At 60.5% G+C, this 12,320-nt stretch carries 13 protein-coding genes and 1 pseudogene; 13 read left to right on the top strand and 1 reads right to left on the bottom strand.

Features of this window, described 5'->3' with window-relative positions; translation table 11 throughout:
- Positions 1-339 precede the first annotated feature (339 nt).
- The 11 genes from UB23_RS11800 (at position 340) to UB23_RS11750 (ending at position 9,428) form a co-directional block, all read left to right on the top strand.
- Positions 340-801: an aminoacyl-tRNA deacylase gene (locus UB23_RS11800; RefSeq protein WP_045059494.1), complete on the top strand. Its 462-nt coding sequence runs from the start codon at positions 340-342 to the stop codon at positions 799-801.
- A gap of 118 nt (positions 802-919) precedes the next feature.
- A complete protein-coding gene (locus UB23_RS11795; RefSeq protein WP_045059493.1) occupies positions 920-1,165 on the top strand; it encodes a DUF2789 domain-containing protein in 246 nt (81 codons plus the stop codon).
- A 78-nt stretch (positions 1,166-1,243) separates the two neighbouring features.
- A complete protein-coding gene (locus UB23_RS11790; RefSeq protein ID WP_045059492.1) occupies positions 1,244-1,489 on the top strand; it encodes a type II toxin-antitoxin system Phd/YefM family antitoxin in 246 nt (81 codons plus the stop codon).
- Positions 1,479-1,760 (top strand): type II toxin-antitoxin system RelE family toxin, encoded by a 282-nt coding sequence (locus UB23_RS11785; RefSeq protein WP_045059491.1) that lies wholly within the window; start codon positions 1,479-1,481, stop codon positions 1,758-1,760. Before UB23_RS11790 ends, UB23_RS11785 begins: the two co-directional genes overlap by 11 nt.
- Positions 1,761-1,875: 115 nt before the next feature.
- Positions 1,876-2,304, top strand: coding sequence for a MarR family winged helix-turn-helix transcriptional regulator (locus UB23_RS11780; RefSeq protein WP_045059490.1), 429 nt, complete (start codon positions 1,876-1,878; stop codon positions 2,302-2,304).
- On the top strand, positions 2,301-4,373 hold the full coding sequence (locus UB23_RS11775) for an FUSC family protein (protein WP_045059489.1): 2,073 nt from the start codon (positions 2,301-2,303) through the stop codon (positions 4,371-4,373). The genes UB23_RS11780 and UB23_RS11775 overlap by 4 nt, the downstream gene beginning before the upstream one ends.
- Positions 4,370-4,579: a DUF1656 domain-containing protein gene (locus UB23_RS11770; RefSeq protein WP_045059488.1), complete on the top strand. Its 210-nt coding sequence runs from the start codon at positions 4,370-4,372 to the stop codon at positions 4,577-4,579. The genes UB23_RS11775 and UB23_RS11770 overlap by 4 nt, the downstream gene beginning before the upstream one ends.
- Positions 4,576-5,463, top strand: coding sequence for an efflux RND transporter periplasmic adaptor subunit (locus tag UB23_RS11765; protein ID WP_045059487.1), 888 nt, complete (start codon positions 4,576-4,578; stop codon positions 5,461-5,463). Before UB23_RS11770 ends, UB23_RS11765 begins: the two co-directional genes overlap by 4 nt.
- Entirely contained in the window at positions 5,460-6,908 is a 1,449-nt protein-coding gene (locus UB23_RS11760) for an efflux transporter outer membrane subunit (RefSeq protein WP_045059486.1), read from the top strand. Before UB23_RS11765 ends, UB23_RS11760 begins: the two co-directional genes overlap by 4 nt.
- 93 nt (positions 6,909-7,001) lie before the next feature.
- Positions 7,002-7,637, top strand: coding sequence for a hypothetical protein (locus UB23_RS11755; RefSeq protein WP_045059485.1), 636 nt, complete (start codon positions 7,002-7,004; stop codon positions 7,635-7,637).
- A gap of 285 nt (positions 7,638-7,922) precedes the next feature.
- Positions 7,923-9,428, top strand: a complete 1,506-nt coding sequence (locus UB23_RS11750; protein WP_045059484.1) for a YdgA family protein — start codon at positions 7,923-7,925, stop codon at positions 9,426-9,428.
- A 165-nt stretch (positions 9,429-9,593) separates the two neighbouring features.
- Here UB23_RS11750 and UB23_RS28475 read toward each other — a convergent pair.
- A pseudogene (locus UB23_RS28475) lies at positions 9,594-9,830 on the bottom strand (pyridine nucleotide-disulfide oxidoreductase); the annotation flags it as partial.
- Between the two features lie 157 nt (positions 9,831-9,987).
- Between UB23_RS28475 and UB23_RS11745 the strand changes: the two are divergent.
- Positions 9,988-10,548, top strand: a complete 561-nt coding sequence (locus tag UB23_RS11745; protein WP_045059483.1) for a YbhB/YbcL family Raf kinase inhibitor-like protein — start codon at positions 9,988-9,990, stop codon at positions 10,546-10,548.
- An 85-nt stretch (positions 10,549-10,633) separates the two neighbouring features.
- Positions 10,634-12,319, top strand: coding sequence for a vWA domain-containing protein (locus UB23_RS11740; RefSeq protein ID WP_045059482.1), 1,686 nt, complete (start codon positions 10,634-10,636; stop codon positions 12,317-12,319).
- The last annotated feature ends 1 nt before the right edge of the window (position 12,320 follow it).

Genomic DNA, 12,320 nt, shown 5'->3' with positions numbered 1-12,320 from the left:
GCGATGGCCGGACCGTGGTGTCGAGCCTGACTTACGATTGGTAAGGCAAATTGCAGAAACTGTGGGAGCTCGAACGACTCAACTCGAATCGACACCACAAATCCCTGTGGGAGCGGGCTTGCCCGCGAAGAGGCCGTCACATTCAGTACCCATGCTGACTGAGGCACCGCTTTCGCAGTCTAGTAGAGGGCTCGACTGTATGGATCTTGATCAATCGACACACCGCCCCGATGGGCGGATTTCCCCCCGCGATCGCCTTGGCGGGCCTAGACTTTTGTAATGGAGCCAACAGGTTTATCCATCGTCCGCAGGTGAACCCTGCGGACACCGAGGTGCATCATGCGTATGGCAAGAACCGTGCAGAACAGCCTGGACAAGGCCAACTGCGAATTTGACATCGTCAGTCACCCTCACTCGGCCAGCAGCCTGGAAACCGCGCGTGTCGCCGGTATTCCGGCCGAACGAGTGGCCAAGTCGGTGATCCTGGATGATCACCATGGGCGTTACCTGATGGCCGTCCTGCCGGCCAGTCGCCACCTGGACTTGAGCAAGGTCCGCGGCAGCGGCGAGTGGCAGATCACTCGTGAAAGCAACCTGGCGCACCTGTTCAATGACTGCGAACGCGGAGCGGTGCCGGCGCTGGGTGAGTCCTACGGCCTGGACATGGTCATCGACCCGTTGCTGACGCGGCAAAAAGACATCTACCTGGAGGCGGGTAATCACAACAACCTGCTACACATGAGTGTGCCGCAGTACTTGAAAATGGTGCCGCACGCGCAGGTGGTCGAGGTGAGTGATTGAATTCTGCGGCGTCAGCGACCTCTATTCGCGAGCAGGCTCGCCCCCGCAGGGAAAATGCGCTCAACTGTGGGGACGAGTCTGCTCGCGATTACTTCTTGATCACCATAGGAAGCCTGACATGGAATCCCCAACACATAGCTTGCCCTCTCTGTTCAAGCAGCTGGGGCTGGCCGACGATCCGGTCAGCATCGACCAGTTCATCGCCACCCACTCGCCGCTCAAGCCGGAGCTGCACCTGGCGGACGCATTCTTTTGGACCCAGAGCCAGGCAACGTTCCTGCGGGACGAAATTCTGGATGATGCGGACTGGGCGGAGGTGGTTGACCAGTTGAATGTGCTGTTGAGAAAGGGAAGGGGCGTTTAACAGGCAGAGAAAAGTTACTCCAGGGTTGCTGGCCGTCAGAAAAAAGACCAGAATTAAGACCTAAAAGAGGTCTTAATTATGCAAAATGTTCTAGCCGATATGGCTGTCAGTGTTTCAGAGTTGAAGAAAAATCCTTCAGCCGTTCTGAACGGCTCATTGGGTGGTCCTGTCGCAGTGCTGAATCATAATCGCGTCATGGGTTACATGGTTCCCGCGGATGTTTTCGAACGCATGGTTGAACGCCTCGACGATCTCGAGTTGGCAGAAATCGTTCGCTCGCGTCTTCATGAGACACCGGTGCCGGTAACGCTGGATGACTTATAAGCTCGAGTTTCTGCCATCTGCCCGCAAGGAGTGGGACAAGCTGGGACACACATTGCGCGAGCAATTCAAGAAAAAGCTGGCAGAAAGATTAGAGGTGCCTCGAATACCTTCGGACCTACTGCATGGAATGTCTGACTGCTACAAGATAAAACTGAAGGCATCGGGATATCGTCTGGTTTATCACGTAGTGGATGAGCGTGTAGTCGTCTCAGTTGTGGCGGTAGGTAAGCGCGAGCGCAGCGAAGTCTACGAGCGAGCTCGAAAACGCTGAACGCAGCCAAATTGTTTCAAAACTTGACCGGCATTCCCCGCAAATGCGATATTGATAGTTAGCAAACTAACAGTGTGTGCATAGTCTCGTGCCGAAGAACCTCGACGCCCTCCAAATGAACATCAGCAGTGCCATGGTGGTAGCCGCCAGGCACTGGCGCAAAATCTGCCAGACCACGCTGGTCAATTATGGAATTTCCGAAGCCTGCGCCGTCCCGCTCTTGATGATCGGGCGTTTGGGTGAGGGTGTGCGTCAGGTGACGGTGGCGCAGGCGGCGGGGATGGAAAGCCCTTCGCTGGTGCGCTTGCTCGATCAGCTTTGTCATTCCGGCTATGTACGGCGTACCGAAGATGCCCATGATCGCCGGGCCAAGTGCCTGAGCCTGACTGAAACCGGGCGGGAGCTGGTGCAGGCGGTTGAAGCCGAGTTGGTCCGCTTGCGTCATGAAGTGCTCGAAGGCATCGACCAGAGTGACCTGGAAGCCACGTTGCGGGTGCTTCGGGCGTTCGAAGCGGCGAACGCGCCATCGGTGATTGGCTCGTGAGCGGATTTTTTACCGGCATGCCCCCTGCGCGGGACTGGTTCTACGGGGTTCGCACGTTTGCCGCCTCCATGATCGCGCTCTACATCGCCATGCTCATGCAAATGCCCCGTCCATATTGGGCGATGGCCACGGTGTATATCGTCTCCAGCCCTTTTGTCGGCCCCACCAGTTCCAAGGCGCTATACCGTGCGGTCGGGACTTTTCTCGGTGCCATGGCGGCGGTTTTCTTCGTGCCGATGTTCGTGCAAAGCCCTTACGTACTGGTGGTGGTGATCGCGCTATGGACCGGGACGCTGCTGTTTCTGTCCCTGCACCTGCGTACTGCCAACAGCTATGCCTTGATGCTCGCTGGCTACACCTTGCCGCTGATCGCCTTGCCGGTGGTGGATAACCCGTTGGCGGTGTGGGATGTGGCCGAAGCGCGTACGGAGGAAATTTTCCTCGGTATCGCAGTAGCTGCGGTGGTTGGCGCGATGTTCTGGCCGCGACGGCTGGCGCCGGTGTTCAACGACTCGGTGGGCAAATGGTTTACTGACGCTTCGACTTACAGCCTGCGGTTTCTCAATCGCCAGGTGCAGCCCGATGAAGTCAGTGCCCTGCGGGCCTCGATGGTCGCGACCTTCAACACCCTGGAGCTGATGATCGGCCAGTTGCCCCACGAGGGTGCCCGGCCACAAACCGTGCGCAATACCAAAGAGCTGCGTGGGAGGATGATTCATCTGCTTCCAGTGATTGATGCCTTGGACGATGCGCTGTATGCCCTGGAGCGGCGTACACCCGAGCTGGTGGAGAAATTTGCCCCGTTGCTGGCGGCCACCACCCAATGGCTCGAACACAAGGACGCCGACCTGCAGCGCTGGCAGGCCCTGAAAAACCAACTCGAAGCCCTGCAACCGAACGCCGAGGCGCTGGATGATCGCAGGCAACTGTTGTTCTCCAACGCCATCTATCGCCTAGGTGAATGGATCGACCTGTGGCAGGACTGCCGCAGCCTGCAGCATGCCATTGAGTGCGAAAGCCAGGACAGCTGGCGCGCGGTGTATCGGCACTGGCGCCTGGGCCGGCTCTCGCCGTTCCTGGATCGTGGGCTGATGTTGTATTCGGCGGCATCAACGGTCACTGCGATCATCGTGGCGTCGGTGCTGTGGATCTTGCTCGGCTGGACTGACGGCGGCGCTGCAGTGATTCTCGCGGCCGTGGCTTGCAGCTTCTTTGCCTCGATGGACGACCCGGCGCCGCAGATTTACCGTTTTTTCTTCTGGACGGCGATGTCCGTGGTGTTCGCCAGCCTGTACCTGTTTCTGGTCCTGCCCAACCTGCATGACTTTCCGATGCTGGTGCTGGCGTTCGCGGTCCCGTTCATTTGCATTGGCACCCTGACGGTCAAGCCGCAGTTCTACCTGGGCATGTTGCTGACGCTGGTTAACACCTCGTCGTTCATCAGTATCCAGGGAGCCTATGATGCGGATTTCCTGAGCTTCGCCAACTCCAATCTGGCCGGCCCGGTCGGGCTGCTTTTCGCGTTCGTCTGGACCCTGATTGCCCGGCCATTTGGCGCGGAACTGGCGGCCAAGCGCCTGACCCGGTTCAGCTGGCGCGACATTGTCAGCCTCACCGAACCGGCAACCCTGTCCGAACATCGGCACCTGGGCGTGCAGATGCTCGATCGCCTGATGCAGCACCTGCCGCGGCTGGCGATGACCGGCCAGGACACCGGCATTGCCCTGCGCGAAGTGCGCGTGGCGTTGAACCTGCTCGACTTGCTGGCCTACACGCCACGGGTCACAGGCGTTCCGCAGACGCTGCTGCACCAGGTAGTGGCGGAAGTTGGCGCCTACTTCAAGGCCTGCCTCAAGGCGGACGAACGCTTGCCGGCACCGACGGCCCTGCAGATGACGCTCGATCGTACCCGCCGTGCGCTCACCACCGAGTGTGACGAAGGGGCGCGCCTGCACTTGCTCCACGCCCTGAGCGGGCTGCGCCTGGCACTGTTGCCGGGGGTGGAATTTGTCGGCACGGGCGAACTCGAAGAACCGCTTCCCCATGGCATCGATGGAGCGCCTTTATGATCGGTGATCTGGATATCAGCGGTGTTTTCCTGCCCACGCTGCTGGTGCTGATGGGCATTACTTACGTGATTTTCCTGCTGGTGCACGGGCTGCTGACGCGTCTGCACTTTTACCGTCTGGTCTGGCACCGGGCATTGTTCAACGTGGCTCTCTACGCCTTGCTACTTGGCGCCGTGGACTCACTCAGTCGATACCTGATGACATGAAAAAACCTTTTTTGACCCTCGGTCGCGTGGTGCTGACTCTGCTGATCGTGACCTTCGCCGTCGTCGTCGTCTGGCGCATGGTGATGTACTACATGTTCGCCCCATGGACCCGGGACGGGCACATCCGTGCCGACATCGTGCAGATCGCGCCGGACGTGTCCGGCCTGATCCAGACCGTTGAAGTGCGCGACAACCAATTGGTCAAGCGTGGCCAGGTGCTGTTCAGCATCGACCAGGACCGCTTCAGACTGGCGTTGCGCCAGGCCAAGGCTGCCGTGGCTGATCGTCAGGAAACCCTGGCGCAGGCGCAGCGCGAGCACAAACGTAACCGTGGCCTGGGCAACCTGGTGCCGGGCGAGCAACTGGAAGAAAGCCAGTCCCGGGTCGCCCGCGCCGAAGTCGCCTTGATGGAAGCGCAGGTGGCGGTGGACAGTGCCCAGCTCAACCTGGATCGCTCGACCATCCGCAGCCCGGTGGACGGCTACGTCAACGACCGCGCGCCACGCCATCAGGAATTCGTAACTGCCGGGCGGCCGGTGTTGTCGGTGGTGGACAGCAACTCGTTCCACATTGACGGCTATTTCGAAGAGACCAAACTGGACGGGATTCACGTCGGCCAGAGCGTCGATATCCGGGTGGTGGGTGACCGCGCGCGGTTGCGTGGGCATGTTGAAAGCATCGTTGCCGGTATCGAAGACCGCGACCGCACCAGCGGCAGTAACCTGCTGCCCAACGTCAACCCTGCATTCAGCTGGGTACGGTTGGCCCAGCGGATTCCGGTGCGCATTGCTTTCGATGAGGTGCCTGCGGACTTCCGCATGATCGCCGGGCGTACCGCCACCGTATCGATCATCGAGGATCAGCAACAGGAGCCCGCGCAATGAGCAAGGCTTCGGGTTTGGCGGTGATCGGCCTGGGCATGCTGCTGTCGGCCTGCCAGGTGGTCGGGCCGGATTACCACCTGCCGGACGAAGCCGCCGTGCACCGTGATGATTTCCAGGGCGAGCTGGCGGTGAACGACAAGAACGTCGTTTCCGCGCCCGTGCCCGGTGATTGGTGGCGGTTGTACCAGGATCCGCGCCTGGATCAACTGGTGCAGCAGGCCATGGTCACCAACACCGATCTGCGAGTGGCAGCGGCGAACATTTCCCGGGCCCGGGCACAGGTCGATGAAGCGCAAGCCGCAGGCGGCTGGAGCGGCGGCGTGAAAATCGGCGCTCAGCGTTTGCAGGAGTCCGGCGAAGCATTCCTGCTGGCGGACAAGGTGCCGGTGGCCAATGTGGGCGATATTGGCATCACCACCTCTTATCAATTCGACCTGTTCGGCACCTTGCAGCGCGGTATCGAGGCGGCGAAGGCCAATGCCGATGCGACTCAAGCGGCAGCCGATACTGCACGAATCACCCTGGTGGCCGATGTGGTGCGGGCCTACACCCAGGTGTGCGCGGCCAACGAAGAGCAGGAAATCGCCCAGCACTCCCTGGATCTGCAAGCCCAGGGCACCACGCTGGTACAGCGGCTGCGCGATGCGGGGCGCGGTGATGAAACCCAGGTGACCCGCTCGCAAACCCAATTCAAATCCCTGCGTGCCGAAATGCCGCGCTACGAAGCGGCCCGTCAGGCCGGCTTGTTCCGCCTGTCGATGCTACTCGCCCAGCCAGTGGATCAATTGCCAGCCGGGACGGCGACTTGCGCCGAACTGCCAAAAATCGCCCAGCTGTTACCGGTGGGTGACGGTGCCACGTTGCTCAAGCGCCGCCCCGACGTGCGGCAGGCCGAACGACGCCTCGCGGCTTCCACGGCGGGTATCGGCATCGCCACGGGCGAGCTGTACCCGGACATCAGCATCGGCGCGTCGGTTGGAACCGTCGGCATCCTGGAAAACCTCGGCAAACCGGCGACCAATCGCTGGGGCTTCGGTCCGTTACTGAGCTGGACCGTACCGTCCAACGGCTCGCGTGCACGTATTCGTGAGGCCGAAGCGACCACCCAGGGCGCCCTGGCGCATTTCGATGGGGTAGTGCTCAACGCCATTCGCGAAACCCAGACCGGCCTGGCCCAATACTCCGCGTTGCTGCAACGTCGCGATGCGCTGGCCGAGGCGGAACAATCGGCGCAACAGGCAGCAGACCAGACCCACCGCTTCTTCCAGGCCGGCCGGGCGTCGTTCCTCGCGGACCTGCAAGCCACCCGGACCTACACCGACGTACGGGCGCAGTTGGCCGCCGCGAACACCCAGGTTGCCATGAGCCAGATCGATTTGTTCCTGGCGCTGGGCGGCGGATGGGAAAGCGGACGAACGCAAGGTTCGAACTCCAGCAAACCCTGAGGCCGTTGCTATGCTTTGATTTGTTGGGCTGACGCGCCACGAGCCACGCCAGTCCACTGATCAAGGCTCGCGTTGGTCATGGGGACTAAAATAATGAAAAACCCTTATGCTCCCGGCTTCTGGTGCGCTATAGCCGCACTGGTCCTGCTGTCAGCCACCTATTTCTACGGCATCATGCTGGCCCACCAGATCGACAAGGCCCTGATATTTCTCGACAGTGCCTCGGCGCTGATCGCCGTGCTGTCGATTGTGGTGGTCGCCTGGGCTTCTGTTCAGGGCGCCCGTATCAAGAAAAAACACCTCGAACAAGGCAAGACGCTGGTGCTCATCTGGGACACCAAGGTGGCTTTGCGCCGGGTTGAAACCGTGTTTGACCGCTATTTCTGGGGCAGCTACTGGCAACCCGGCCGCACTTTCCAGGAAGTCATGGGCGAGCTGACCGGCACGCCGCTGGAAAAAAGCCTGGAAACCTTAAAGAAGCAGTGCCTGGCACTGGACAAGCAGGTGTCGGACGAGGAGCGGCATTGGCTAAGCAACGCCCGCGAGCTCTCCGATGTCGCCACCGCCATGGCCCGGGAGCGTTACCAGCTGGACTTCTGCGACCCGCGCGCGGAGGTGACGGGTGGGGCGGTGATCAATCGGGATTTTGAGGTGCTGGTGTATACCTGGACCGCGCGGCTGAAGAGTTTTGACCATCAGCTCGATGAAATTGAAGTGCAGTATTCCTGACATCTGAAATCATCCCGGTGGCCCTCAGGGAACTGTGGCAACTGTGGGATCTCTGACACCTGTAGGAGCAAAGCTTGCTCGCGATAACGGTCCGTCAGCCACGCTGCAGGTGGATGAGCCGGAGTCATCGCGAGCAAGCTTTGCTCCTAAACCTTTAATCATTGGGCCACCCAGTGCGCCCGGTGCTAATCTCCATCGCACTTTCAGCTTAGTCGTGTCCGTAACCCGTCACGGGTTCAGGGAAGACGACACACCTTCAAACAACGGACATTGATCGGGTAATTCATGAATAAATCAGCAGGCGTGCTTCTGGGAATTGTCGTGGCAATCGGTGCAATCAGCGCAGGGGGTGCCTGGTACACCGGCACCAAGCTTGAAGGCGTGCTCAATACCTCGATCGCCGATGCCAACAAGGAGCTGCAAGCCGCGCTGGTAGGTTCCAATGGCACCGCGTCGCTGGAGCTGGTGTCGCTGGAGCGCAACGTATTCAGCAGCACCGCGCACTACCGCCTCAAGGGTGAAGGCGAGATGTTCGGTGAAGCCCCGGTGGAGTTACTGTTCGTCGACCACATCGAGCACGGTCCTCTGCCGTTCTCCCGCCTGGTGTCGCTGAAGTGGCTGCCAGTCATGGCCACCAGTCACTACGAACTGGAAAAAACCCCGCTCACCGCCAAATGGTTCGCCGCTGCCAAGGACAAGTCCCCGCTCACCGGCGTGGTCAACATCGGCTACGACAAATCCACCAACGGTAACCTCCAGTTGCTGCCGCTGGACGTCGCCCTTGACGACAAGTCCCAGCTGAAGTTTTCCGGATTGAATGTCGACGTCGATGCCAGCGCCCAGGCGCAAAAGGTCAAGGCCAACGGTTACATGGACAGCCTGACCCTCACGACCGTGGCTGAGGACCTGACGCCGGTTAAAGTCGAACTCGGCGGCCTGACCTTCGCCAGCAACCTGACCAAGGGTACCTACGGGTATTACGTCGGCGAAAACACCGTCGAGCTGACCGACAACAAGACCACCTTCGGCGCCGGCCAGTCAGTATTAGGCCTGAAGAAGTTTGAAATGAAGAACCAGACCGAAGAATCGGGCACCAGCGCTTCAGGCCGTGCCGATTACAAGGTGGGCGAGGTGTCGCTGAACGGCAAGACCATCGGCTCCGCGCAGATGGCCATGAGCCTGAAGAACCTGGACATTCCGGCGACCATGTCGTTGATGCAGGTTTACCAGACCAAACTGCAACCTTACGAGAAGGCCGCGGCTGAAGCGGCAGCAGCAGGTCTGCCGGCGCCGGAGCTGGTGCTGACCCCTGCCGAAGAGGCCCAGGTAAAAACCGGCCTGGAAAAACTGCTGGCCGCCGGGCCGCAGGTTGCGCTGGAAAACCTCTCGCTGAAAACCGCCAACGGCGAAAGCAAGGCCAACCTGGTGCTCGACCTGACCAAGCCGAAATCGATGGACCTGCCGCCGGATCAGTTGACTCAGCAACTGATCGCCCTGCTGGACCTCAACGTGCAAGTGTCCAAGCCGATGCTGGTTGACCTGTTCAGCGTGCAGTCACAAATCGATGGCCAGACCGATGCCAAGCTGATCGCCGATCAGGCCATGGCCACTGCGGACATGTTCGGCAGCATGGCGGTGGGCAGCGAGTTTGCCAGACTCGATGGCAACAACATCGTCACCAAGTTGCACTACGCCAACAACCTGGTGGAGTTCAATGGCCAGAAGATGACCGTTGAAGAGTTTGTCGGCTTCATCATGAGCAAAATCAGTGCTCCGGTGCCCGTCGAGTAAGGCCAACCGTTGCGCAGAAGCGCTCGGCGTCTGCTTCAGGGCGCCTCGCACTTGCGGATAAAACGCTCCCCTGTAGGCGCTGCCGAAGGCTGCGATCTTTTGACTTTCAACATCAAAAGATCGCAGCCTTCGGCAGCTCCTACGGGAAATTTTGCAGCCAAGAATTCATCGGGCATCGCGAATCAGTCGCCAGGCCTCATCCACGGACAACGGCTGTTTCATACGTTCTGCCAGCATCGCCATCGCCCACTCTTCATCGCACGCAACTGCAGCGGAAACCACTCCGTTTTTACCAAACAGCCCAATAAACGGCGGAGGGTAGGGGTCGCCCTTGAACTCCACCTAGTCCCACGTTTCAGCGTGCCCGAGGTAGTCGTAGTTCTTGCCGAAATGCCAGGTCCAGACGCGTTGCAAGGCCATGATCGCTCTCAAGGCAGGCATTTCCATCAAGACGGGGCGGCCGATCGCGAGGTTCAGCCAAATCCCTCTGCCACGGCGCGAACGGTGCGGCTATAGTTCGCAAGCCGACGTTGGCCCCACCCGCACCAGGTGCTCCGCAATGACCCGATTGACCTCTTTGACCCCTTGGCTGGCGGCCCTTGCAGTTGCCTTCTGCGTACAACTGCCGGCCCAGGCCCATGAGCGTTTCACTGTTAACATCCCGGGCGTCTCCGATGACCGGCTGTTCACTGCCGCGGCCGCCAGCGACGCCGAAGGCTGCGGCGGCCACAACGTTTCTCCGGCACTGAGCTGGAATGCCGGCCCGGCCGGCACCTTGAGCTACGCGATCGTGATGCACGACCCCGACGGGCAAAAAGGCCAGGGCGTCGATCATTGGCTGCATTACGGCATCAAGGCCTCTACCCATCAGATTGCCGAAGGTGCGGGCACCAAGCCCACGCTCGACGGAGTCGGTGGCCTGAACAGCAAGGGCACCAAGGCCTACGTCGGTCCTTGTCCGCCTGTCGGCGACAGCGCCCACCACTACATCATCCAGCTTTACGCCCTGGACCTCGCTCCCGACGCCTTGCCCGCCGGCCTGACGCGCACTCAGTTGCTGGAAAAGATCAAAGGGCATGTGCTGAAGAACAGCAGCGTGGTGCGCCGTTATCACCGCTGAATATTTTTTCCGGTGAGTTAACCCGAACCTGCCGGGCTGCCCGTCTCAAAGGATGAATGGATCATCTTCCTTGAGGTCAGCCCCCATGTCCCTCCCTCTGCATTTCCTCCGCCCGGCCGCCCATGGTTTCGCCGCGGGCCTGCTGCTGGCGATGGCCGGTTGCGGTGTCTCGTCCACGCCAGACTCCGCTTCGATTGCCTCAGCACCCGCGCAGGCTGAGTTGAAGACCGAAGCCTTGGTCATTGGCGATGCTTCCGCGGCCAAGCGCACTGTGCGAGCAGCGCCGCTGGCGACTTTTGCGCCAATGCCAGAAGCATCCCCTGCGGGCTACCAGGACCAGCAGCGCGAGCAGTATCAGGCGCTGGCCGATAACCCGATCCACAGCGTGGCTCAAACGCCGGTCTCAACCTTCAGTGCCGACGTCGATACCGGCGCCTACGCCAATGTCCGGCGCTTGCTCAACCAGGGGCGCCTGCCGCCCGAAGGAGCGGTGCGCCTGGAAGAAATGGTCAACTACTTTCCCTACGACTACGCCTTACCCACCGACGGCTCGCCCTTTGGCGTGACCACGGAGCTGGCGCCAACTCCCTGGAATGCGCACACCCGGTTGCTGCGCATCGGCATTAGGGCCTCGGACCACGCAGTGGCTGACCTGGCCCCGGCGAACCTGGTCTTCCTGGTCGACGTCTCCGGGTCGATGGACCGCCGCGAAGGCCTGCCGCTGGTCAAGAGCACGCTGAAACTGCTGGTCGATCAACTGCGCGATCAGGATCGCGTGTCACTGGTGGTATACGCCGGTGAATCTCGTGTGGTGCTGGAGCCAACTTCCGGACGGGAAAAAGCTAAAATTCGAACAGCCATCGATCAGTTATCGGCGGGCGGCTCGACCGCTGGCGCATCAGGCATCGAACTGGCCTACCAGTTGGCAGGGCAGGCGTTCATTGCAAAAGGTATCAACCGCATCCTGCTGGCCACGGACGGCGACTTCAACGTCGGCATCAGCGACTTCGACAGCCTCAAGCAAATGGCGGCGGACAAGCGCAAGACCGGTATTTCCCTGACCACAATGGGTTTCGGAGTGGATAACTACAATGAACACCTGATGGAGCAACTGGCCGACGCGGGCGATGGCAACTACGCCTATATCGACAACCTGCGCGAGGCGCGCAAGGTCCTGGTGGACCAGCTCGGTTCAACCCTCGCGGTCGTCGCGAAAAACGTAAAGCTGCAAGTGGAATTTAATCCGGCCCAGGTCAGCGAGTACCGCCTGTTGGGCTATGAAAATCGCGCCTTGAAACGCGAAGATTTCAGCAACGACAAGGTCGACGCTGGCGAAATCGGCGCAGGCCATACGGTAACCGCCCTGTACGAAATTGTTCCAAAGGGGGAGAAGGGTTGGCTGGAGCCGCTGCGCTACAGCCAGGCCGCCAGCATTGATGCCACCAAGACAACGGAAATGGCCATGCTGCGCGTGCGTTATCAGCTGCCGGAAGGTGGGAATAGTCGCTTGATTGAACGCCCGATCGTTGCAGGCCAAGCCGCAGCCGCCTCTGACGATCTGCGCTTCGCCGCAGCCGTGGCAGCTTTTTCCCAGCAGCTGAAGGACGGGCGCTATACCGCCAGCTTCAGTCTGAAAGACACTGAGGCACTGGCCCGTGGCGCCCGGGGCGAAGACCGGTTTGGCCTGCGAGCGGAGTTCGTGCAGTTGGTCGAGCTGGCGCAAAGCCTGCAAACCACCGAACATCAGGCAATGATCCAAGAGACCCACTGAC

The organism is Pseudomonas sp. ES3-33 (genome assembly GCF_000952175.1).
Classification (GTDB): Bacteria; Pseudomonadota; Gammaproteobacteria; order Pseudomonadales; family Pseudomonadaceae; genus Aquipseudomonas; species Aquipseudomonas gregormendelii.
The sequence above is the reverse complement of the archived record's forward strand: the minus strand, read 5'-3'. Positions and strand labels throughout refer to the sequence as shown.